22 protein-coding genes are annotated in these 22,367 nt (G+C 45.0%); 13 read left to right on the top strand and 9 right to left on the bottom strand.

Annotated features, from left to right (window positions below):
* Positions 1-50 precede the first annotated feature (50 nt).
* A complete protein-coding gene (locus tag MO387_RS15150) occupies positions 51-1,091 on the bottom strand; it encodes an HDOD domain-containing protein (protein ID WP_107946139.1) in 1,041 nt (346 codons plus the stop codon).
* A 333-nt stretch (positions 1,092-1,424) separates the two neighbouring features.
* Here MO387_RS15150 and MO387_RS15145 point away from each other — a divergent pair, with 333 nt between their 5' ends.
* The gene (locus MO387_RS15145) at positions 1,425-2,345 is read left to right on the top strand and encodes a biotin-dependent carboxyltransferase family protein (RefSeq protein WP_107946138.1); all 921 of its coding nucleotides are present in this window, start codon (positions 1,425-1,427) and stop codon (positions 2,343-2,345) included.
* Between the two features lie 91 nt (positions 2,346-2,436).
* On the opposite strand, the gene MO387_RS15140 is transcribed toward MO387_RS15145, so the two are convergent.
* The 4 genes from MO387_RS15140 to MO387_RS15125 are packed head-to-tail and all read right to left on the bottom strand — an operon-like array spanning position 2,437 to position 4,685.
* The gene (locus MO387_RS15140) at positions 2,437-2,772 is read right to left on the bottom strand and encodes a c-type cytochrome (protein ID WP_107946137.1); all 336 of its coding nucleotides are present in this window, start codon (positions 2,770-2,772) and stop codon (positions 2,437-2,439) included.
* Complete coding sequence (locus MO387_RS15135; protein ID WP_107946136.1) at positions 2,769-3,152, bottom strand: cytochrome C; 384 nt, start codon at positions 3,150-3,152, stop codon at positions 2,769-2,771. Before MO387_RS15135 ends, MO387_RS15140 begins: the two co-directional genes overlap by 4 nt.
* Positions 3,152-4,378 (bottom strand): sulfite oxidase, encoded by a 1,227-nt coding sequence (locus MO387_RS15130; protein WP_107946135.1) that lies wholly within the window; start codon positions 4,376-4,378, stop codon positions 3,152-3,154. The genes MO387_RS15135 and MO387_RS15130 overlap by 1 nt, the downstream gene beginning before the upstream one ends.
* A gap of 1 nt (position 4,379) precedes the next feature.
* Positions 4,380-4,685 (bottom strand): cytochrome C, encoded by a 306-nt coding sequence (locus MO387_RS15125; protein ID WP_107946134.1) that lies wholly within the window; start codon positions 4,683-4,685, stop codon positions 4,380-4,382.
* A gap of 240 nt (positions 4,686-4,925) precedes the next feature.
* Here MO387_RS15125 and MO387_RS15120 point away from each other — a divergent pair, with 240 nt between their 5' ends.
* Complete coding sequence (locus tag MO387_RS15120; RefSeq protein ID WP_107946133.1) at positions 4,926-5,588, top strand: glutathione S-transferase family protein; 663 nt, start codon at positions 4,926-4,928, stop codon at positions 5,586-5,588.
* A gap of 112 nt (positions 5,589-5,700) precedes the next feature.
* Here MO387_RS15120 and gyrB read toward each other — a convergent pair whose 3' ends face one another.
* From gyrB to dnaA, 4 genes are all read right to left on the bottom strand, one after another.
* A complete protein-coding gene (gene gyrB, locus MO387_RS15115) occupies positions 5,701-8,118 on the bottom strand; it encodes a DNA topoisomerase (ATP-hydrolyzing) subunit B (protein ID WP_006083823.1) in 2,418 nt (805 codons plus the stop codon).
* A gap of 16 nt (positions 8,119-8,134) precedes the next feature.
* The gene (gene recF, locus MO387_RS15110) at positions 8,135-9,217 is read right to left on the bottom strand and encodes a DNA replication/repair protein RecF (protein ID WP_011845334.1); all 1,083 of its coding nucleotides are present in this window, start codon (positions 9,215-9,217) and stop codon (positions 8,135-8,137) included.
* Between the two features lie 201 nt (positions 9,218-9,418).
* Complete coding sequence (dnaN, locus tag MO387_RS15105; protein ID WP_006083825.1) at positions 9,419-10,519, bottom strand: DNA polymerase III subunit beta; 1,101 nt, start codon at positions 10,517-10,519, stop codon at positions 9,419-9,421.
* Positions 10,520-10,538: 19 nt separating this feature from the next.
* Entirely contained in the window at positions 10,539-11,927 is a 1,389-nt protein-coding gene (gene dnaA / locus MO387_RS15100; protein WP_006083826.1) for a chromosomal replication initiator protein DnaA, read from the bottom strand.
* A gap of 446 nt (positions 11,928-12,373) precedes the next feature.
* Between dnaA and rpmH the strand changes: the two genes are divergently transcribed.
* From rpmH to MO387_RS15045, 11 genes are all read left to right on the top strand, one after another.
* A complete protein-coding gene (rpmH, locus tag MO387_RS15095) occupies positions 12,374-12,511 on the top strand; it encodes a 50S ribosomal protein L34 (protein ID WP_006083827.1) in 138 nt (45 codons plus the stop codon).
* A 15-nt stretch (positions 12,512-12,526) separates the two neighbouring features.
* The gene (gene rnpA / locus MO387_RS15090; protein ID WP_006083828.1) at positions 12,527-12,883 is read left to right on the top strand and encodes a ribonuclease P protein component; all 357 of its coding nucleotides are present in this window, start codon (positions 12,527-12,529) and stop codon (positions 12,881-12,883) included.
* Positions 12,850-13,104: a membrane protein insertion efficiency factor YidD gene (gene yidD / locus MO387_RS15085; RefSeq protein ID WP_006083829.1), complete on the top strand. Its 255-nt coding sequence runs from the start codon at positions 12,850-12,852 to the stop codon at positions 13,102-13,104. The genes rnpA and yidD overlap by 34 nt, the downstream gene beginning before the upstream one ends.
* 3 nt (positions 13,105-13,107) lie before the next feature.
* The gene (yidC, locus tag MO387_RS15080) at positions 13,108-14,733 is read left to right on the top strand and encodes a membrane protein insertase YidC (protein WP_107950092.1); all 1,626 of its coding nucleotides are present in this window, start codon (positions 13,108-13,110) and stop codon (positions 14,731-14,733) included.
* A 127-nt stretch (positions 14,734-14,860) separates the two neighbouring features.
* Positions 14,861-16,222 (top strand): tRNA uridine-5-carboxymethylaminomethyl(34) synthesis GTPase MnmE, encoded by a 1,362-nt coding sequence (gene mnmE, locus MO387_RS15075; protein ID WP_107950090.1) that lies wholly within the window; start codon positions 14,861-14,863, stop codon positions 16,220-16,222.
* A gap of 266 nt (positions 16,223-16,488) precedes the next feature.
* Entirely contained in the window at positions 16,489-16,929 is a 441-nt protein-coding gene (gene mioC / locus MO387_RS15070) for an FMN-binding protein MioC (RefSeq protein WP_006083832.1), read from the top strand.
* Between the two features lie 439 nt (positions 16,930-17,368).
* Entirely contained in the window at positions 17,369-19,258 is a 1,890-nt protein-coding gene (gene mnmG / locus MO387_RS15065; RefSeq protein ID WP_012588971.1) for a tRNA uridine-5-carboxymethylaminomethyl(34) synthesis enzyme MnmG, read from the top strand.
* Positions 19,259-19,375: 117 nt separating this feature from the next.
* Positions 19,376-19,996: a 16S rRNA (guanine(527)-N(7))-methyltransferase RsmG gene (gene rsmG, locus MO387_RS15060; RefSeq protein WP_006083835.1), complete on the top strand. Its 621-nt coding sequence runs from the start codon at positions 19,376-19,378 to the stop codon at positions 19,994-19,996.
* Positions 19,997-20,069: 73 nt separating this feature from the next.
* Positions 20,070-20,858: a ParA family protein gene (locus MO387_RS15055; protein WP_006083836.1), complete on the top strand. Its 789-nt coding sequence runs from the start codon at positions 20,070-20,072 to the stop codon at positions 20,856-20,858.
* 9 nt (positions 20,859-20,867) lie between these two features.
* Positions 20,868-21,746 carry a ParB/RepB/Spo0J family partition protein gene (locus MO387_RS15050; protein ID WP_006084765.1) on the top strand — a complete coding sequence of 293 codons (879 nt, stop codon included), beginning with the start codon at positions 20,868-20,870 and terminating at the stop codon, positions 21,744-21,746.
* Positions 21,747-21,971: 225 nt separating this feature from the next.
* The gene (locus MO387_RS15045; protein WP_105250794.1) at positions 21,972-22,355 is read left to right on the top strand and encodes an ATP synthase subunit I; all 384 of its coding nucleotides are present in this window, start codon (positions 21,972-21,974) and stop codon (positions 22,353-22,355) included.
* Positions 22,356-22,367: the final 12 nt, after the last annotated feature.

Raw genomic sequence — 22,367 nt, 5'->3', positions numbered from 1 at the left:
ACGCGCTAAATAGCGCGTTTTTTATTGTCCTGATTTCATAAGCTGCCCAATCAGAACTGCGTCAGTTTTTGATGTAAGCCATCAAATTGAGTTTGATCTAAGTTAACTTGCTGCAGTAAATTCGCCAATATTTCAGGAGACAATTGCCCTGCTTGATGCAGCATAGAAATCTCGCTGATCACATTCGCCCGCCATACCACCGCGGCGAGCCCAGCTTGAGGGCGCGAGTTCACACTGGCGAGCTTGTCTAATTCTGTTTCAAAGGTATTGGGTAGCTGCCAATACTTAGCGAGCAATGAACTTAAGGTTAACGATTTCGTCGTCATCACTTGTCTAAATAACCCAGAATTAGGCTGTTCTCCAGGCTCCGCCTGCACAAACGCATCGAGTAGCATTTTGAAAATGGCTAGCTTGCCGACATCATGCAGTAAACCCAATAAAAAAGCCGTATCTTGATCTTCATCGCTTAACTCACTGGCGAGAAAGGCAACCTGCATCGAATGGCGCCAAATTTCAGCCCCAAAACGACGAAAATAAATTGGCTTAATATCCAACATTTCACGCACTAGACAAGTGGTAACAAACTTTCTCAACTGTTCACGACCAAGCTGTACCAAAGCCTGCTGCAAACTGGTGATATCCCTATCGCTACGTTTAAACGCAGGGGAATTACATAGCTTAAGTACCTCAATACTCAGTAAAGGATCTCGCTCAATAAGCGCTAATAGATCCTTAATATCAAACTGAGGATCGGCCAGCTTACGATCTAGCTCCAATACCTTTGACGGCAGCTTTAGCACTTTTTCGGCGATCACTTGTGGCGATGCCAAGGCCTGCTCTATCTCCGTCATGACTCGGCGTTCAAGATTATTAGCTACACCGCCAGTGTCCTTAACCCGTGTCGGAAACAACAAACTATAAAAGAGTGCGGCTAAATCCACTGATACCACACTAATGTCTTCGAGAGGTTTAGCTGGCTTTCGCGCAGGTTCAAGCGACTTACCTAAGTCAGTGGTTGAAAAACTTTTGGGCCTCTCAACCGTCGCTGTATCGCGAATATTAAAGAGCTTATTAAAAAGTGATTTAATCAAGAAGCATCAACCTGTGATTATAAATAATTGTTAAAACGTCAGCTAAATATTGCCCATCATAAATCCATTTTTATCCTCTTAAGCTATGCATAAACACGTTGCAGACATGCTAATGGCTTGCTTAAGTGTAACATATTCAATTCATTTCTGACGTCTAAAATCCCGCTATTGCTGCCTTTATAAAGACAATCTTGGTTACAACTTGAAACCTCAAAAAACTTACATTCCGGCATCATTTAGCTGACAATATGTCCACCCTTCATAAAGTGATACGTATTTCGTCTCCCTTTAAGTCATTCACGACATACTCGCCAGCTAACGACGGAATATTTGATGATCGAGGTAATAAAAGCGGGTGCACTAACCACAGTTCAAGATCTCGGACGCATGGGATACCGACATTTAGGTGTAACCCAAGCTGGCGCCTTAGATAGACCAGCCCTGTGTTTAGCAAACCGCCTATTATCAAACCCAGACAATACACCCGTATTGGAATTAACCTTTGGCCAATCGATTTTTTTGTTTAAACGCGACGCTTGGATTGCCTTAACCGGTGCCGATTTCGATGCTCGTATAGACAATAAGCCCATAGTTTGCGGCTGGCGTTACTCCATTAAGGCAGGGCAAAAACTCAGTCTTAGAGGGGGAAATAAAGGCATGCGTGCTTATATTGCCGTTGATGGCGGCGTTAAAGTACCGCTAGTGATGAATTCTGCTGCTACCGATTTAACCTCAGGTATCGGTGGATTTCATGGCCGCGCATTAGAAGCGGGCGATCGCCTGACCTTAGGTTTAGCTCATCCACTAAGAAGGCAAGTTGGCGCAATTCAAAAAAGTTGGGATGGGCATATTCGCGCACTCGCGACCAAGCACACTCAAGCCTTCTCGTTGAAATCTCAGCAAACATTCTGGCAAACACAGTGGCAACTTTCAGCTGAAAGTGATCGTGCGAGTGCAATACTCAAAGGTGATACGTTAACATTGGCGAAGCCATTCCCAGTACAATCACACACAGTCACGCCCGGAGTGGTTCAAGTCTCCGCTTCTGGGCAACCACTCGTGTTACTTGCAGATGCGCAGACCACCAGCAGTCATCCTCAAATAGCCGTGATTATTGAAGCCGATCTGTGGAAACTCGCACAAACTCGCCCAGGGCAAACAGTAACATTCGAATTAGTCGACGATGAACAAGCCGCAACGGCGCAAGCAGAATGGCATGACTACTTCTATCGCTTACAACGCAGTCTAGGTTAACGAGTCGCTTAATCATAGCGGCCAAAAAACTCATCCCGCATTCCTAGCAAGCCGCATTCGACTTCATTCAAATAGTCCCCCCACAATAATGCTAATTCGCACTTAGGTTCGGTGTAACTTGCTGGCTATAAAATCGTGCCACATCTTGTAATTGCTCAGAGCTTAACGCGCTGACCTGTGCTTGCATCAAAGGATCGAGTCGTAAACCAGCTTTAAAATCGACGAGCTGTTTATTGAGGTAAGCAAATTTCTGTCCCTTCAAGTTTGGGAATTGCTTGGCCATAGTGATCACTGCATTACCATGACACGACTCACACTGAGCCGTAGCCAACGCCTGACCACGTTCACTATCTGCTTGATAAACCTCTCCAAAGACCTCTGTAGATAAGCCACATAAGGCAATCAAGCTTATGATAAGAGCTTTCATTCAGTTTCCTTAGAGACAGAATTAACGAGCGAAGGCGGCAGGCTAGGTTCTAAGGGATGACGCCTAAAAAGCGCCATATCCATTTCAGCTTGACCATAATAAGTGCTTAGATAACTCAAGGTCGGCTCCCAAGTATCCGACAAGTCCCACAGGCCTTGAGTGTCTACCATCCACTGCAGAGTCTCTTTCCAAAAGGCTTTATCGCCATGATTTTGCACGACTATCATGCTGGTATGGCAAGCATTACACTGATAATTCACTAACTCCCAGCCAGGAGCCATGATCAAACCCGATTTAGGGTCCACTGGATACTCAGCGGCTAGCGAAATACTGGATGCCACTAGCCCAAGAAAAATAAATAGCTTGTTCAGCACTCTCATTACACCACCCTGACGACAATACGATGGCAACCATTAAACATATATCCCTTAGGATTCCATTGTGGCTGTACTACTGGCTGACTATCTCCTTGGTTATCAGTCGCTTTTGCCCAGATTTCATAATATCCCTGCGACGGTAATTGCAATTCAATCTTCCACTGCTGCCATGCCGCTACGTTTTTAGGTTTTTCTAACTCAGCGGTAAACCAGCGGGCTCCATAGTCATAACTCACTTCCACTTTAACGACTTCCCGCAATCCCGCCCAAGCATGGCCTGCGATGGCTACCTTCTGGCCCACAGCTAATTCGGTTCCCGATTGAGGCTCGGTAATCAAGGACTTCACTATCATTTCTTCAATGATTCGGTAGTCCTTATTGTCAACGGACTCACCTGGCGCTATGGGATACTTAGGGAGTTGATATGCTGGCGCTTCCATTTTATGTCCATCATGCACTTTATTGCGCACACTGATCCCCGTCGCGGCTTTTTGCGAAACGGATCCCGGCCGGCCACCAAAAACAATACGCAAGGGATATCCATGTAGATAAGGAATGTCCTCACCGTTCATCGACCATGCAATGAGTCCAAGCTCTTCGAGCGCCGCCTTTATTGGCACACCGCGTGAAATCGCCTCACCTTTACCGCTCAAATGCCGATCAACACCGTGATGACCCGTGTAAATAGCATCGGCTTTAATGCCGCAATCCTTAAGCACGTCACTCACTAAGACACCCGTCCACTCGGAGCAAAATACCCCAGCATTATTCCATTGATTGCCTTTCGTGCTAGGAAAGAAGCCTGAACGGCTATTGCCACCACATTCAATCAGTAACTGTAATGTGTAATGCTTAAAGCGGCGCTTGAGCTCATCGATTGTGTAGGTTTTCGGAGTAGCCACGGACTCGCCATCCACTTTAAAAGTCCAAGCCTTAGCATCAAGTGCCTTAAAATCAGGCACTATGCCATTCCAGCGGATAAATGAGGCATCTGCTGGCGTCACAGCAGGAGCAAGTTTATGCTCCGGTGGAAACGCATTCAGTGGATGAGTGTTTAACACTTTGAAGTAACTCGGCAAGTCCTCAGCCTTAGTCCATGTTAATGCTGATATATCCAGAGGAGTAAAGGCTGCGGGAAGCTGATCGGCAAATACCCACTTAACGGGTAAAGCTGATAACACAGACGTCGCTACCGCTCCTTTAATAAAAATCCGACGATTAAGATCCATGTTATTTGTCCTTTCCGAGGTAAAAGTAATCCGCCATCTGCTGCATATCAGCCTCACTCAACAATTGGGCGACTTTAGTCATAATAGTGGGATCTTGGCGATTTCCCGCCTTAAAGGCTCGAAGCTGCTTCAACAGGTAATCCGAGTTTTGCCATCCAATGTTAGGAATATGCTCAAAACGACTCATGCCAGACTCGCCATGGCAGGCCTTACACATATTCAATAACTTATTAGCCTCATCGGCGTTTACCACAGCTGGCAACATTAATATCAGCACGCTCGCCGGATAGATCACTCGCAGCCACATCCACTGGTCTCATCAGTTAGTCTTCATCCCGACGAGTTCCATCGAACGAAGTAATTAAGATATGCTTAAATTATCCCAATGCGGTGAGTCGTTTAAATTCAATAAAAGTGACTCATAAGCTCAAGAGAAATGACGCGTATTAGCGGATGTAGAAAGGGTAAAATATTCATTAGTCATAGGTGAAATGAGCCCATATAGTAGCTTTGGAGAAACACTCGGCATTTCACTCAAGGACAAACAATGGATCTTTATATTGGCAATAAAAACTACTCTAGCTGGTCACTGCGGGCTTGGTTAATGGCCGCGAAATCTGGCGTGCAGTTCAACGAAGTATTGCTGCAACTCGATACCGACAGCTTTTATCAGCAACTAAAAACCATTTCGCCGACGTTAAAAGTACCGACATTAGTCGATGGCAATATCACGGTATGGGATTCACTCTCGATTTGTGAATATCTCAATGACACCTATCTTGCTGGTATCGCATGGCCGCAAGATCCTAAACAAAAAGCCAAGGCCAGATCGATTGCCAGTGAAATGCATTCTGGCTTTAATGCCGTGCGTAACGCTCTACCAATGAACATACGCGCGAGCCGTTATGTTGAGCTCACTGATGCGGTCCGCAAAGACATTGAGCGCATCGATGCGATTTGGTCAGCACAAATGGCCGAGTTCGCCCCATCAAATTCCGAAGGTATTTGGTTATTTGGCCAATGGTCGATTGCCGACATGATGTTTGCCCCTGTGGTTATGCGTTTTCTTACCTACGATATTGAAGTCTCGCAGGCAAGCCGTGCCTATATGCAGCATGTGATCAGCTGTCCGGAAATGCAGGCGTGGATTAATGCGGCTAAAGCAGAGACTGAAATTGTTGCAGCGGATGAAGCGGGTATTGTTCGATAGAAGAGATAAATCATAGAGATAAAAAGGGAAAGCCTTGGCTTTCCCTTAATCATTCACATACTAATGCGAGTCACTTAACGCGCATTACACGTCTAATATTATACATCTAGCACTATACGTCTAAGTTAGCCACGTTCAATGCGTTCGCTTCGATGAACTCACGACGAGGTTCAACTTGGTCACCCATCAAACAAGTGAACAACTGATCGGCACCCACGGCATCATCAATCGTGACTTGCAACATACGACGTGATTCAGGATCCATTGTAGTTTCCCACAATTGCTCAGGGTTCATCTCACCCAATCCTTTATAACGTTGAATGTATAAGCCGCGTTTGGCTTCAGAAATCGTCCAATCTAGCGCTTCAAGGAAGCTACCGACTTCTTTAACACGTTCGCCGCGTTGTACATAGCCGCCTTCTTCAATCATGCCATCTAACGCCGCACCTAACTTACCGATACGTTGATAATCGCTTGATTGGAAGAAGTCATAAGTAAACAGATAATTAGTATCGATACCGTGTTTACGAATGGTGATCTTAGGCAGATACACTTTACGCTCAGGATCGAGAATCGGCTCAGCAGAATACAGTACGCCGCTGCTTTCCATTTCCACCAGCTCATGGATAAAGGCATCGATCCATTCTTTCATCTTGCCTTCATCGGCCAACATATCGTTGGTGATCATTGGGTGGTAAAGCATACGGTTAGTAATGTGCGTTGGATAGCGTTGCTCTAAACGGGCAACAATAGCTTCCACTTCACGATACTGAGTCACTAAACGCTCTAACGGCTCACCTGACATACCAATCGCACCTTGCGTTGGGTACACAATAGTGCCATCCAATGCTTGAGTCGTGAGATATTGAGTCAATGCTGGCTCGTCTTTCAAATACTGTTCTTGCTTGCCCTTTTTCACTTTAAATAGTGGTGGCTGAGCAATATAAACATAACCACGTTCAATCAATTCAGGCATTTGACGGAAGAAGAAGGTCAACAACAAGGTACGAATGTGCGAGCCGTCGACGTCAGCATCCGTCATGATGATGATGTTGTGATAACGGGTTTTATCTGGGTTATATTCGTCGCGACCAATACCACAGCCGAGTGCGGTGATCAGTGTGGCCACTTCTTGAGAAGACAACATCTTATCGAAGCGGGCTTTCTCAACGTTTAGAATTTTACCTTTCAGTGGCAGAATCGCTTGGTTCTTACGGTTACGTCCCTGCTTAGCGCTACCGCCAGCAGAGTCACCTTCCACTATGTAAATTTCTGAAAGACCGGGATCTTTTTCTTGGCAATCGGCCAGCTTACCTGGCAAACCACCTAAATCGAGTGCGCCTTTACGACGGGTCATTTCACGGGCTTTACGCGCCGCTTCACGGGCACGGGCTGCATCGACAATCTTACCGACAATCAACTTAGCATCGGCTGGGTTTTCCAGCAGATAATCGTTCAGCTTCTCACCCATGGTTTGTTCAACCGCGGTTTTCACTTCACTAGAAACCAGTTTGTCTTTGGTTTGCGAGCTGAACTTAGGATCAGGCACTTTAACAGAGATAACGGCAGTCAAACCTTCACGGGCATCGTCGCCAGTCGCGCTAGTTTTGCCTTTCTTGTTATAGCCTTCGTTTTCCATGTAGCTGTTGAGGTTACGTGTCAACGCACTACGGAAACCGACTAAGTGAGTACCACCATCACGCTGTGGAATGTTGTTGGTAAAACAGAAAATATTTTCTTGATAACCGTCATTCCACTGCATAGCCACTTCAACGGTAATACCATCTTCACGCTCTTGCATAAAGTGGAATACGTCTTTGTTGACGGGGGTTTTATTACGGTTCAAATAATCTACGAATGCGCTAATACCGCCTTCGTATTTGAAGAATTCATTCTTGTTGTCACGTTCATCAACTAAACGAATACCGACGCCTGAGTTCAGGAATGACAGTTCACGTACGCGTTTTGCCAAAATTTCAAAGTGAAACTCAACATCGCTGAAGGTATCTTCACTTGGCCAAAAACGGATTTCAGTACCGGTTTTAGTCGCATCACCAATCTCTTTGATTGGCGCATCAGGCACGCCGTGGGTATAAAACTGCTCGTACACTTTGCCCGCACGGCGAATAGTCATTTGCAGCTTTTTAGATAAAGCGTTTACAACCGATACACCCACACCGTGGAGACCGCCAGACACTTTATAGGAGTTATCGTCGAACTTACCGCCGGCATGCAATACCGTCATGATAACTTCTGCTGCCGATACGCCTTCTTCCTCATGGATAGAGACCGGAATACCACGGCCGTCATCCTTAACAGAAACCGAACCATCGACATGGATAGTAATGGTAATATCGCTGCAGTGGCCGGCTAAGGCTTCATCGATAGAGTTATCGACTACTTCGAACACCATATGATGTAGACCCGTACCGTCGTCGGTGTCACCAATATACATCCCAGGTCTCTTACGTACTGCATCAAGGCCCTTAAGGACCTTAATACTCGAAGAATCGTAACTATTCTCTGACATATTATTCTCTCAATGGTTATTCAATTACCGTTACACGTCCCTGTTCCACATGAAACATCCTACTGGGAGGCGTGTGTAACGAATCGACTATTGCTGCAGGATCGATGGCGGTCACAAAAACTTGTGCTCCGGTATCCGTTAACTGCTTAAGCAATAGCTGCCTATGCTGTGCATCCAACTCGGACGGAAGATCATCCACAAGATAAATACTGTGTTTATCTATTTGTTGTTTGAGCAACTTTCCCTGTGCAATACGCAGTGCACAGACTAATAATTTCAATTGACCACGGGACAGGGCATCCTGCGCCGGCAAAGTGCCTACACGAAGTCTAAGGTCAGCTTTATGGGGACCGCTGACGGTATGACCTGTGGCCAAATCTCTGGAATATTGGTTTTCGAGTAGTTCTGCAAAATCCGTTTTACTATCCCAGCCGCGCGTAAATGAAACCTTCACATCTACACTCGGTAAAAACTCCCCGATTATACCCTTAAGTAGCTCATTTAACGAGTCTACATAATGGTTTCGTATTTCAGTAACCTGCTCGGCATAACGCACAAACTCTTGGTCCCAAAATTGAATATTACTGTAAGCTGAGCCATTCCTAAGCAGTTGATTTCTTTGCTTAAGAACTCGACGAACATTCGTCCAAGCGCCATAAAACTGTGGGTCAGCATGAAATGCGCCCCAATCGATAAATTGTCGACGGGATTTTGGGCCTTCAAACAGTAAAGAAAAGCTTTCAGGCGTGATCACTTGAATAGGTAACGTTTCGGCTAATGTCGACAGACGTTTGACTTTTTCGCCGTCGATTCTCACTTCGGTCTCACCACTACGAAATCGGCGTAAACCGATTTTACTGTCACCACGCGCTAAATTTAAGGTCGCAAACAGGGTTAACTTATCGTCGTCGTTATTAATCACTCGCTGGGATAAATGGCTGCGAAACGAACGCCCCATACCGAGAAAATATATCGCCTCAAGAATACTGGTTTTGCCGCTGCCATTTTGGCCATAAATCAAGTTAATCCCAGGTGCAGGGATTAACTGTGCGGACTGAATGTTGCGAAACGCTTCGATATTGAGACGGGTTAGGCTCATGCATTACTCATTAAGCCGCGTAAACGGCGAAGGCAAGGATTCATAACACTTAACAGGCAACTCAATCGCTGCCATAGGCTAAGGCTATCGGTAAATGAGTGAAGGAATGGCCAATGCTGCGTATTAAACACTGTGCCGCAATTAAGCGGCATAGCTATCGGAGACAGAGCTACAGACACGGGTAACGTAAAAGTCGATGGTTTATAAGCGCATCGGCATAACCACATACATGGAATCTTCTTCCAAATGGTTTTCGATTAAGGCGCTGGAGTTACCATCAATGAGCGTGATACGCACATCATCGGACTTAAGGTTGTTGAGCACGTCGAGTAAATAACTGACGTTAAAACCAATTTCTAAGGCTTGGTTGTTGTATTCCACATCGATGATCTCTTCCGCTTCTTCCTGTTCAGGATTGTTAGCGGTGATCTTGAGCAGACCATTTTCGAGTTGAATACGCACACCACGGAATTTTTCGTTAGATAAAATCGATGCGCGGGTCAGCGCTTGCTTCAGGTGATTACGACTCGCAATCACAATTTTATCACCGCCCTTTGGCAATACACGTCGATAATCAGGGAAGCGGCCATCGACTAATTTACTGGTAAATACTGTGTTAGCCGTAGTGGCACGAATGGCATTATCACCAATGGCAATCGCGATATCGAGATCGTCCGACTCCAATAAACGCGCCATTTCCATTACGCCTTTGCGTGGAACAATGACTTGTTTTTCAGGTAATTGTGCTTCAATCGTGCGGTGACTTAAGGCTAAACGGTGGCCGTCGGTCGCAATAGCGCGCAACACATTACCTTCAGTTTCAAACAATAAACCGTTGAGGTAATAACGCACATCTTGGTTAGCCATAGAAAATTGCGTTGAGTCGATAATCGACTTCAACACGCCCTGCTTCAAGCTAAATTCAATCTCAGCTTGGAAGGCTTCAACGTTGGGATATTCTTCTGCGGGCAAGGTCGCTAAGGAAAAACGACTACGGCCTGAACGCAGCAACCATTTATTATCTTGTTGCTCGACTTTCAGTTCGCTTTGTTCTGGCAAAGACTTAACAATATCGAGCAGCTTTTTAGCCGGAACCGTAGTACGACCTTCTTCGATATCACCGTGAACCACAACTTGGCCCACGAGTTCGACTTCTAAATCTGTTCCGGTCAGCTTAAGTGAGTGACCACTTACTTCTACAAGGAGGTTAGACAAAATGGGCAAATTATGGCGTCTTTCTACCGCACCACACACCAATTGCAACGGCTTTAATAGGGCATCCCTATCAATTGAGAATTTCATAGTGTCCAAATTCCTTGTTTTAAGAAGATAAGGTTCTAATCAAATTAGCATAATCTTCTTTAATGTCGTGGCTCTCTTCCCGTAGCTGAGCAATCTTACGACAGGCATGCAACACTGTGGTGTGATCTCGACCACCAAAAGCATCACCAATTTCCGGCAAGCTTTGGTTAGTTAATTCTTTGGATAACGCCATTGCCACTTGTCTAGGCCGCGCGACACTGCGCGAACGGCGCTTAGACAACATATCAGCCATCTTGATCTTGTAGTATTCAGCTACGGTTTTCTGAATATTGTCTATAGTGACTAATTTTTCTTGAAGTGCCAAGAGGTCACGTAAAGCTTCACGAACAAAATCAATGGTAATTGGGCGGCCAGTGAAGTTAGCATTCGCAATAACGCGGTTTAACGCCCCTTCTAGCTCACGCACGTTTGAACGTAAACGTTTAGCAATAAAGAAGGCCACTTCATCGGGCAAGTTGATGCCGCTCTCTTGAGCTTTACGCATCAAAATCGCCACGCGGGTTTCTAACTCTGGTGGCTCAATCGCCACAGTTAAACCCCAACCAAAACGCGATTTCAATCTGTCTTCAACACCGTCGATCTCTTTTGGATAACGATCTGAAGTCAAAATAATTTGGTGATTACCCTCAAGCAAGGCGTTGAAGGTATGGAAGAATTCTTCTTGGGATCTGTCTTTATTGGCAAAAAATTGAATATCATCGATAAACAAAGCATCGACGCTACGGTAGTAACGTTTAAATTCTTCGATCGCATTGTTTTGCAGCGCTTTAACCATGTCTTGGACAAAACGCTCGGAATGCATGTAAACCACTTTGGCATTCGGATTATTTTTAATGATCCCGTTACCGACAGCGTGCAACAAGTGAGTCTTACCTAGACCTGTTCCGCCATATAAGAATAATGGGTTATAAGCACCACCTGGATTTTCAGCCACTTGCAACGCAGCAGCCTTACCTAATTGGTTCGACTTACCTTCTACGAAGTTATCAAACTGGTAGCTAGGATTTATGTTACTGCGGTGATTCGCGTTCGCCATCGGCTCGGCTTGGACGTTAAACGTCGTGCCTACTGTCGCTTTAGTTTGGGTATTTGCTACACGAGTTGGCGCTATAGGTGCTGGCACACTTGGCTTTTTCGCCGAAGGACGACTACCAATATCGAAACGCAATTTAGGTGCATCGCTGCCCATCTGCTCAGTAAAGAACTGATTAATGATATTGATGTACTTATCTCTGACCCAATCAAGCACGAAGCGGTTGGGCGCATAAAGCACCAGAGTATCTCCATCCATTTCGGCTTGTAACGGTCTGATCCACATACTGAACTGCTGAGCAGAAAGCTCATCTTGCAATCGTCCGATACATTGTTGCCAAAGTGAAACAGCCACTTAGTTATCCCCAAAAGATCATCAAAAAAGAGGTGTATTCTATAGCGAGATCTCAAGGATCGCTATCCTTAAAAAATATTTATCCCCAGCGAGATCATTCTGTGTGGATATCCTCGATCATCAAAGATCCAAAACGATCCTTTTATTCTGCACTATCCGCAAATCCTGCTTTATTAAGCGATCCACATTGATCTATAATGGCGCCCCTTCGATCGGCTCGAAGATCCCCTGCACTACTATATGTAGTGTCCGTACACAGAGTTATCCACATCTTATGGTGTATTCTGGGGATTGATCAAAGGATACGCTGGCAGAAATAAAGCACTTACTTACTTTCGTTGTTGACGTGACTAAGTATTGTGATTACAATTCGGCCTCTTTTTTGCCCTTACCTCTATCCTAGAGATAAGGATATGTTCACTAATTAACAAAGACGGATTGCCATCATGAGTAAACGTACTTTTCAACCTAGCAACCTGAAGCGCAAGCGTTCTCACGGCTTCCGCGCTCGTATGGCTACTGTAGGCGGCCGTAAGGTGCTTGCACGTCGTCGTGCGAAAGGTCGCGCTCGTTTATCTGCTTAATAAGTGGGTAACTAGTTGACTAGCTATACCTTTTCGCGGGAGTTACGTTTGTTAACTCCCGCGCAATTTAAATCTGTATTTTCCAATCCCATCAAAGCATCTTCTGCTGAAATTACCTTGCTCGCTATTCCTAACACGGAACAACATCCGCGTATGGGCCTTACTGTTGCCAAACGCTTTGTAAAACGCGCCAATCAACGTAACCGTATTAAGCGTGTGATCAGAGATAGTTTTCGCTTAAATCAACACGACATTCCTCATCTTGATATTGTTGTGCTTGTCAGAAATGGCGTGATGGAAATGGAAAACGCTGAAATCAACAAATTGATAGAAAAGCTATGGCGCAAACTCAGTCGCCGCTACAATGGCTAGCGACCACGTTAATTCGTGGCTATCAAGTATTCATAAGCCCTATACTGGGCCCTCGATGCCGTTTCAATCCCACCTGCTCTCACTACGCTATTGAAGCAATAAAAGTGCATGGAACCGCGAAAGGTTGTTGGTTTGCATTGAAACGCATATTAAAATGTCACCCTTTACATCCCGGCGGTAGTGATCCCGTCCCCCCTAAAAATGACAGGTGTAATAAATAGGCTATGGAATCTCAACGCAATATATTGCTCATAGGACTACTGTTTGTCAGCTTTTTGCTGTGGCAACAGTGGCAAGCAGACAAAGCTCCTAAACCCGTTGCAACCGAATCGTCCTTAGTGGCGAACGCGGCAAACTCACACAGTGCCGATGTTCCAGAAGCTGATACAGGTGTTCCTGCAGCAGTGACAGCAACCAGCAAACTGATTACCGTGAAAACCGACCAGTTGGATGTTCAAATTAATCCAATCGGTGGCGACATTGTTTTTGCTGCGTTAGTTTCGCACAAAATGGAACAGGATAAAGATCAACCCTTCGTGTTGCTTGAGCAAACGAAAGATTTCACTTATATAGCCCAGAGCGGTCTTATAGGTCGCGATGGTATCGACAGTAGCGCCAAAGGCCGTGCCGCATTTAGCACTGCAGCGACTGAATATACCTTAGCCGAAGGTCAAGACACTTTAGAAGTGCCGTTAACTTATGTAGCCGACAATGGCGTGACATACACTAAAGTGTTTGTATTCCATCGCGGTAAGTTCAACGTCGATGTTGACTATAAAATCAACAACACTTCAGCGGCTCCGCTGCAAGTTCAGATGTACGGTCAAATTAAACAAACGATTAAACCGTCTGAAAGCAGCATGGTTATGCCTACCTACCGTGGCGGCGCATTCTCTACGCAAGATGTGCGTTATGAGAAATACAAATTTGATGACATGGCGAAAAGCAACCTGAACCAAGCGACGTTGGGCGGTTGGGCTGCCATGCTACAACATTACTTCGTTTCAGCTTGGATCCCACCGGCTACCGACAGCAACACTATTTTCTCTAGTGTCAGTGCGGGCAGTTTAGCCAATATTGGTTTCCGCGGCGCGGTATATGATATTGCACCAGGTGCGACTCAAGAAATTAGCTCACAGTTCTATGTCGGTCCTAAGGATCAAAAAGCACTGTCAGCCATCTCTGATACCTTAAACCTAGTGGTCGATTACGGCTTCCTATGGTGGTTAGCTGTACCTATTCACTGGCTATTGATGTTCTATCAGTCATTCGTCGGTAACTGGGGTATGGCTATTATTCTGATCACCTTAACCGTTCGTGGTTTACTGTTCCCGCTGACAAAAGCACAGTACACCTCAATGGCGAAGATGCGTAACCTGCAACCTAAACTGACTGACTTGAAAGAACGCTTTGGTGATGACCGTCAAAAGATGGGTCAGGCCATGATGGAACTGTATAAGAAAGAAAAAGTTAACCCTATGGGTGGCTGTTTACCTATTATTTTACAGATGCCAATCTTCATTGCCTTGTACTGGGTATTGTTAGAAAGCTTCGAATTACGTCACGCACCATTTATGTTGTGGATCCACGATTTATCGGTACAAGATCCTTACTACATATTGCCGTTGCTGATGGGCGTATCTATGTTTGTGATGCAGAAGATGCAACCTATTGCACCGACTATGGACCCAATGCAAGTGAAAATGATGCAGTGGATGCCAGTGATCTTTACCGTATTCTTCCTCTGGTTCCCGGCGGGTCTAGTACTGTACTGGTTAGTGGGTAACATAGTTGCTATCACGCAACAGAAGATTATTTATGCAGGTCTGGCGAAAAAAGGCTTAAAATAAGCCTAAGATTTGCAAGACTCTAGCGCATCGTTACAGATTAATGTGAACGAATGACACTAAAAGGCGGCTTAATTGGCCGCCTTTTCCTTTATATGATTTAGTAGATATTAGTTTGGTGGGTATTTCCGTGACAACTGACACTATCGTGGCTCAAGCCACCGCGCCCGGACGTGGCGGCGTTGGCATCATTCGAATTTCAGGCGACAAGGCCAGTGATGTCGCTATGGCCGTATTAGGTCATCTTCCTAAAACCCGATATGCCGATTATTGCGATTTTAAGAGTGCATCGGGCCAAGTAATAGACCAAGGCATAGCGCTGTTTTTTAAAGGACCGAATTCCTTTACTGGCGAAGATGTCTTAGAACTTCAAGGCCACGGCGGCCAAATTGTCCTCGACATGCTGATCAAACGTGTAATGGAAGTCGGTGGTATTCGTATCGCAAAACCAGGTGAGTTCAGCGAACAAGCCTTTATGAACGATAAACTCGACTTAACCCAAGCCGAAGCCATTGCCGACCTTATCGACGCCACCAGTGAACAAGCCGCTAAAAGCGCGCTGCAATCACTACAAGGTGAATTTTCTAAGGAAGTCCACGAGCTGGTGGACCAAGTCACTAACCTGCGTTTATACGTTGAAGCCGCAATTGATTTCCCCGATGAAGAAGTCGACTTTTTAAGTGACGGCAAAATTGCCAATGCACTCTATAAAATCATCGACAAACTTGACCTAGTGAAAGCCAGTGCCAAGCAAGGTTCTATTATTCGTGAAGGGATGAAAGTGGTGATTGCCGGTCGTCCCAATGCCGGAAAATCAAGCTTACTGAATGCGTTAGCGGGTAAAGAGTCGGCCATTGTGACTGAAATTGCCGGTACAACACGCGACGTATTACGTGAACATATCCATTTAGATGGTATGCCGCTGCACATTATTGATACCGCAGGTCTGCGTGATACCACAGATACGGTAGAACAAATTGGTATTGAACGCGCATGGAATGAAATAAATAGCGCCGATCGCGTGCTATTTATGGTGGATGGCACGACAACAGCCGCCGTCGATCCCCATACGATTTGGCCAGACTTTGTCGATCGCCTGCCCTCCAATTTAGGCGTGACAGTGATCCGTAATAAAGCCGATCTTACTGGCGAAGACCTAATGATGACTGAAGAACAAGGTTATAGCGTCTACCGGATCTCGGCTAAAACAGGCTTAGGTGTTGAAGAATTAAAGCAACACTTGAAGTCACTTATGGGTTATCAGAGTAATCTCGAAGGTGGCTTTATCGCCCGTCGTCGTCACTTAGAAGCCCTTGAATTAGCCGCAGGACACCTGCAATTGGGTAAAGAACAGTTAGAGGTTTACCTTGCCGGAGAGCTGCTAGCGGAAGAGCTACGTATGTGCCAATTAGCACTATCAGAGATCACTGGCCGCTTCACTTCTGACGATTTACTCGGCAAGATTTTCAGCTCTTTCTGTATCGGGAAGTAATATTCTCGCCATGTGAACTGCTTTTCTAGCTAAGGCTTGTTGTGCTCAACAAGCCTTTCTTTTAACTAAAAGCTCGTTATCCCGCTTATATTCCTCCCTAAATCCCTCTCGCTATACCCGTATAAATCCCAGATTTACACAGCATCTCATAGAGACAAGCCTGGTTTTACCTTATGATGAAGCCGTATTAGCACCCGAATACAGCCCCAAAAAGGCAGTAAACGAGTGTATTTCAGCGAGATTATCCATAAAAGGTATCGTCATAAATGGCAAAGATTGAAGTAATAGTCGGCACAACATTGGGCAGTGCAGAGTATGTCGCCGACGAAATGATGGCGCAATTAACGGATCAAGGGCATCAAGTTCAAGTGCATTTAACCCCAACTCTGTGTGAAATCGACACCCATGCACTGTGGATTATCGTGTCATCTACCCACGGCGCAGGTGATCTTCCAGATAATATCCAGCCCTTTTTCAATGAAATTACCGAGCAAAAACCGGATCTCAGCCAAGTGAACTTTGCCTTATGTGCAATTGGCGACTCAAGTTACGACACCTTTTGCCAAGGCCCTGAAAAATTAATTTCAGCCATTCAAGACTGCGATGCTAAAGCCTTTGTGGATAAGATCCAGATCGATGTACAGCTTGATCCCGTGCCAGAAGACCCAGCCCTTGCATGGTTAGCACAATGGCAACAGGAGATTTAAGATCGCCTATTGGATAAGGTCGCGATCTATGTACAGTTTAGATCCTACTTATCCACAATTTACTTATTTAAAGTATAAACATGTGGATAAGCTATTATTTAGATCTGATCAACCTCTGTACTATTCACACTCCGATCTGCTTAATGATCCACCCTGTGGATAAGTAGGCGATCTATCCCCATGTTTAATGGCGTTAGATCGCGATCAGATCACAGGATCAAGATCGCGCTAATTAATGATTTATATACTTAATTTGGGTTATGCACAGAAAAACGCGATCCTAATAGTAAACATAATAAGAAGATCTATATAAAGATCTTAAGATCTATTAGTCCGGATCATCTCGATCGAACAGCGTAAAATGATCATTCACCTAGGGCAAAGCAAATGCTAAAATACTCGGCTCGTACTGAGTCTCTTAGCAATTGAAGGTAGTGGCATGCATTTTCATGAACGGTTTGATGTAATTGTTGTTGGTGGTGGTCATGCCGGAACTGAAGCCGCGTTGGCAGCTGCAAGAATGGGATCAAAAACATTATTACTAACGCACAATATCGATACGTTAGGACAAATGTCATGTAATCCAGCGATCGGCGGCATAGGCAAAGGCCACCTAGTGAAAGAAATTGACGCCTTAGGCGGTGCAATGGCGATCGCAACCGATTATGCAGGAATCCAATTTAGAACCTTGAATTCAAGCAAAGGCCCAGCAGTACGAGCGACACGTGCACAAGCTGACCGTGCGCTGTATCGTCAAAAAATCCAAAACATATTACAAAACCAACCTAACTTACGTATTTTCCAACAAGCCGTTGATGACTTAATTGTTGAAAATCATCAAGTCGTTGGCGTAGTGACTCAAATGGGATTAGCCTTTGAATCTCCAGCCGTTGTGTTAACAACAGGCACATTCTTAAGCGGCAAAATTCACATAGGGTTAGAAAACTACAGCGGTGGCCGTGCAGGTGATCCACCAGCCATTGCCTTAGCCAATCGTTTACGTGAGTTACCGATCCGTGTGGGCCGTTTAAAAACTGGTACCCCGCCACGTATCGATGCAAACACGATCGATTTCTCTCAAATGGCTGAACAAAAAGGTGATTCTCCGTTACCTGTGATGTCGTTTATGGGCGATGTCAGTCATCATCCAAAGCAGATTTCTTGCTGGATCACTCATACCAATGAAAAAACCCATGAAATTATTCGTGGTGGTTTAGACAGAAGCCCAATGTATTCAGGCGTAATCGAGGGTATTGGCCCGCGTTATTGCCCATCGATTGAAGACAAGATCCATCGCTTTGCAGATAAATCTTCGCATCAGATCTTTATCGAACCTGAAGGGTTAAATACCAATGAGATCTACCCTAACGGGATCTCAACCAGCTTACCTTTCGATGTACAGCTGAATTTAGTACGTTCGATCAAGGGCATGGAAAACGCAGAAATCATGCGTCCAGGTTATGCGATCGAATATGATTATTTCGATCCAAGGGATCTGAAAAACTCATTAGAAACCAAAGCGATCAATGGGTTATTCTTCGCTGGCCAAATAAACGGCACAACCGGTTATGAAGAAGCCGGTGCTCAAGGTTTATTAGCGGGCATGAATGCGTCGCTGCAAGTGCAAGGCAAAGAAGCTTGGTGTCCACGCCGTGACGAAGCGTATCTTGGAGTACTGGTTGACGATCTGTCGACTCTGGGTACCAAAGAACCGTACCGCATGTTTACTAGCCGTGCCGAATACCGTTTGTTACTCCGTGAAGATAACGCCGACATTCGCTTAACGGCCAAAGGTCGCGAACTTGGTTTAGTCGACGACGCTCGCTGGGCAGCATTTAGTGAAAAGCTAGAATCCATTGAACTTGAACTGCAAAGGCTACGTGGCCAATGGGTACATCCAAATTCGCCTTTGATCCATGCGTTAAACCCACATTTGAATACGCCGATCTCTCGCGAAGCGTCATTTGAAGAGTTACTGCGTCGTCCAGAAATGGATTACAGCAAGTTAATGCAGATTGAAGGTTTTGGTCCTGGGCTTGAAGATCCACAAGCAGCTGAACAAGTTCAGATCCAAGTGAAGTACTCTGGTTATATTCAACGCCAGCAGGAAGAGATCAACAAAGCCGTGCGTAATGAGAACACAGGTTTACCTTTGACGCTCGATTACAAAGAAGTACCGGGCTTGTCGAACGAAGTGATTGCTAAGTTAAATAACCACAAACCAGAAACTATAGGCCAAGCGTCACGGATCTCTGGTATTACCCCTGCGGCTATTTCAATTTTGTTGGTTCACCTCAAAAAGCGTGGCTTATTACGTAAGAGTGCGTAAAAGCTAGCTTAATAGCTGCTTAGGTCATAGAAGGGAAGCATTCAGGCTTCCCTTCATCGTTTTCGGGCTTCATAATAGCCTTCGCGTTCATAATCGTATCTTTTTTGAGGTTGCTCAGTGTTATCTGCCCAGTTAGAGGCTTATTTAGCCGAAATTAATTTGCCCGCAACCGCCGAGCAAAAAAAACAACTAATTGATTTTGTTGGCATGCTCAACAAATGGAATAAAGCCTATAACCTGACATCGGTGAGAGATCCCGAAGCCATGTTGATCCGTCATATCATGGACAGCTTAGTGGTTTCAAAACATCTACAAGGTGAACGTTTTATCGATGTGGGCACTGGACCCGGTTTACCTGGGATCCCGTTAGCGATTATGAATCCCGATAAACAATTTGTGTTATTGGACAGCTTAGGTAAACGCATTCGTTTTCAAAAACAAGTGTCCTTTGAATTAGGCATTCATAACATCAGCTCAGTTGAAAGCCGCGTAGAAGCTTATCAACCTGAGCAAAAATTCGACGGCGTATTAAGTCGTGCATTTGCTTCAATCCAAGATATGCTGACTTGGTGCCATCATTTACCCGCCGAGCATGGGCAGTTTTATGCCCTTAAAGGCCAGTTAAATGATGAAGAAATGCAACATATTCCAAGTGGATTTGCAGTGAAAGAAGTCATCGAGCTTAAGGTGCCTAAACTCGATGAACAAAGACATTTATTGAAAATAATCAAAGAATAACAGGCTTGAAAGTGATGAATAAATCATTTTTAAGTAAGGGCAATAAACCAGCATTTACATACAGGGTGATATTGTGGGTAAAGTGATTGCCGTGGCTAACCAGAAAGGTGGCGTAGGAAAAACAACTACTTGCGTTAACCTCGCCGCTTCGTTAGCAGCAACAAAACGTAAAGTATTATTGATCGATCTCGATCCCCAAGGTAATGCCACTATGGGTAGTGGTGTCGATAAATACGAGGTCGAAAATACGGCCTACGAATTATTGGTCGAAGAAAAAACCTTCGACGAGATCGTCATTAAAAACACTGCGGGTAAGTATGATCTGATCGCCAGTAATGGCGATGTCACAGCGGCAGAGATCAAACTGATGGAGTTTTTTGCGCGTGAGATCCGTTTGCGTAACGCGCTCGCACCGATAAAAGATCAATATGATTATATCTTTATCGACTGCCCTCCTTCATTGAACATGTTGACTGTGAACGCTATGTCAGCGGCTGACTCTGTGCTCGTGCCTATGCAGTGCGAATACTATGCCCTAGAAGGCTTAACGGCGCTGATTGATACCATAACTAAGCTTGCCGCTATGGTTAACCCTGGGCTTGGCATTGAAGGCATTTTACGCACTATGTACGATCCGCGTAATCGTTTGTCTAATGATGTGTCCGATCAGCTAAAACAGCATTTTGGTGACAAGGTATATCGTACTGTGATCCCGCGTAATGTCAGGCTGGCTGAGGCGCCAAGTTTTGGTGCGCCTGCCATGTATTACGATAAATCGAGTGCCGGCGCTAAGGCGTATCTAGCGCTTGCGGGTGAAATGATCCGTCGTTCAGAACAACAAACTCAGGCTAAGCAAGCGTAAAGGATCACCATGACGTTAAAGAAAAGAGGATTAGGCAAAGGGTTAGATGCCCTACTGAGTAACAGCCATGCCGCCAGTAAAAAACACACTGATGAAGCTAATGTTGTCGATAAAAAAGAAGAGCTTATCCATCTCGATTTAGACTTATTACAACCGGGTAAGTATCAACCTCGTAAAGACATGTCTCCCGAAGCGTTGGAAGAACTGGCGCATTCTATCCGCAACCAAGGCATTATTCAGCCCATCGTTGTAAGACAAGTGGCAAACGACATGTATGAGATCATTGCGGGCGAACGTCGCTGGCGTGCTTCTCAACTTGCTGGCTTAAATAAAATCCCCTGCATAGTCAAACAAGTGCCCGATGAGGCCGCTGTTGCTATCGCTTTGATTGAAAACATCCAGCGTGAAGATTTAAATGCCATGGAAGAAGCCATTGCATTGCAACGTTTAATGCAAGAATTTGAACTGACTCACCAACAAGTTGCCGATGTTGTGGGAAAATCCAGAGCGAGTGTATCTAACTTGTTACGTTTAAACGGCTTAAATGAGCCGGTAAAACGTCTACTCGAGTATGGCGACATCGATATGGGTCATGCTCGCGCTTTGTTAGCAATTGAGGGAGAAGAACAAACAAATCTTGCGAGATTAGTGGCCGCTAAGGAATTAACCGTTCGCGAAACTGAACGATTAATTAATCAAACCTTAAATCCGCCTAAACAAGCCGAAACTACGACTAAAGATCAAGATGTTTGTCGTTTAGAGCAGCAGTTAATTGAAAGATTAGGTGCCAAGGTTTCTATCGCTCATAGTAGTAAGGGCACAGGTAAAATTGTAATTAACTATCAGAATCTGGCTGAATTAGACGGAATTCTTAGTAAAATTCATTAATGTCTGTAGATTAACAGTTTTTAATGTAAATTTGTGACAGATGCTAATCTTACATTTTAACTCGTTTGGCGCTAGATCACGTTAAAAGTGTTGTTTTTCCTTATCTCAAAGTTGCAATGAAGGCGTGAAAAGGTATACTTTCGCAAGCTTTTTGTGCATCGACATAAATACGGGTATTTGTCATCCGGTCATCGAAACAAAAAGTATGAATGCGGAGAGGATGAATTGAGTAAGGTTTTAGCGCGTCGTGGCCGGTGGTCAGCCTATAAATTGGTGATGATGCAGGCGGCGGTCGCTGGGGGTGCTTCAATTCTCTTTTTCGCCGTGTGGGGAGTTCAGTTTGGCTATTCTGCGTTAGCAGGTGGTTCAATCGCTGTGCTCCCTAATTTTGTATTCGCAACCCTCGCTTTCTCCCACACGGGAGCAAGTTCAGCTGCAAAAGTCATAAAGACTTTTTACTGGGGGGAAGCGGTAAAGTTGCTGTTAACCATCGCAATGTTTTCGTTTGTATTTATCAATCTTAAGGTCGCTTTTATGCCGCTTTTTGTTTGTTATGTGCTGACGCTAATCGTGCATTGGACAGCTCCTTTATACTTCAAGCAAAGTTAAGTGGGATGAATC

This window comes from Shewanella sp. N2AIL, assembly GCF_022690845.1.
Lineage (GTDB): Bacteria > Pseudomonadota > Gammaproteobacteria > Enterobacterales > Shewanellaceae > Shewanella > Shewanella baltica.
Note: the sequence above shows the minus strand (reverse complement) of the source record. Positions and strands in the feature narration are given on the sequence as shown.

Coding starts and splice junctions, on each gene's coding strand:
- MO387_RS15135 (WP_107946136.1), bottom strand. CDS start 3,152: ATGAGAGTGCTGAACAAGCTATTTATTTTTCTTGGGCTAGTGGCATCC.
- MO387_RS15145 (WP_107946138.1), top strand. CDS start 1,425: ATGATCGAGGTAATAAAAGCGGGTGCACTAACCACAGTTCAAGATCTC.
- dnaN (WP_006083825.1), bottom strand. CDS start 10,519: ATGAAATTCTCAATTGATAGGGATGCCCTATTAAAGCCGTTGCAATTG.
- MO387_RS15130 (WP_107946135.1), bottom strand. CDS start 4,378: ATGGATCTTAATCGTCGGATTTTTATTAAAGGAGCGGTAGCGACGTCT.
- rpmH (WP_006083827.1), top strand. CDS start 12,374: ATGAGTAAACGTACTTTTCAACCTAGCAACCTGAAGCGCAAGCGTTCT.
- yidD (WP_006083829.1), top strand. CDS start 12,850: ATGGCGCAAACTCAGTCGCCGCTACAATGGCTAGCGACCACGTTAATT.
- MO387_RS15125 (WP_107946134.1), bottom strand. CDS start 4,685: ATGTGGCTGCGAGTGATCTATCCGGCGAGCGTGCTGATATTAATGTTG.
- recF (WP_011845334.1), bottom strand. CDS start 9,217: ATGAGCCTAACCCGTCTCAATATCGAAGCGTTTCGCAACATTCAGTCC.
- MO387_RS15140 (WP_107946137.1), bottom strand. CDS start 2,772: ATGAAAGCTCTTATCATAAGCTTGATTGCCTTATGTGGCTTATCTACA.
- gyrB (WP_006083823.1), bottom strand. CDS start 8,118: ATGTCAGAGAATAGTTACGATTCTTCGAGTATTAAGGTCCTTAAGGGC.
- yidC (WP_107950092.1), top strand. CDS start 13,108: ATGGAATCTCAACGCAATATATTGCTCATAGGACTACTGTTTGTCAGC.
- MO387_RS15120 (WP_107946133.1), top strand. CDS start 4,926: ATGGATCTTTATATTGGCAATAAAAACTACTCTAGCTGGTCACTGCGG.
- MO387_RS15050 (WP_006084765.1), top strand. CDS start 20,868: ATGACGTTAAAGAAAAGAGGATTAGGCAAAGGGTTAGATGCCCTACTG.
- mnmG (WP_012588971.1), top strand. CDS start 17,369: ATGCATTTTCATGAACGGTTTGATGTAATTGTTGTTGGTGGTGGTCAT.
- mioC (WP_006083832.1), top strand. CDS start 16,489: ATGGCAAAGATTGAAGTAATAGTCGGCACAACATTGGGCAGTGCAGAG.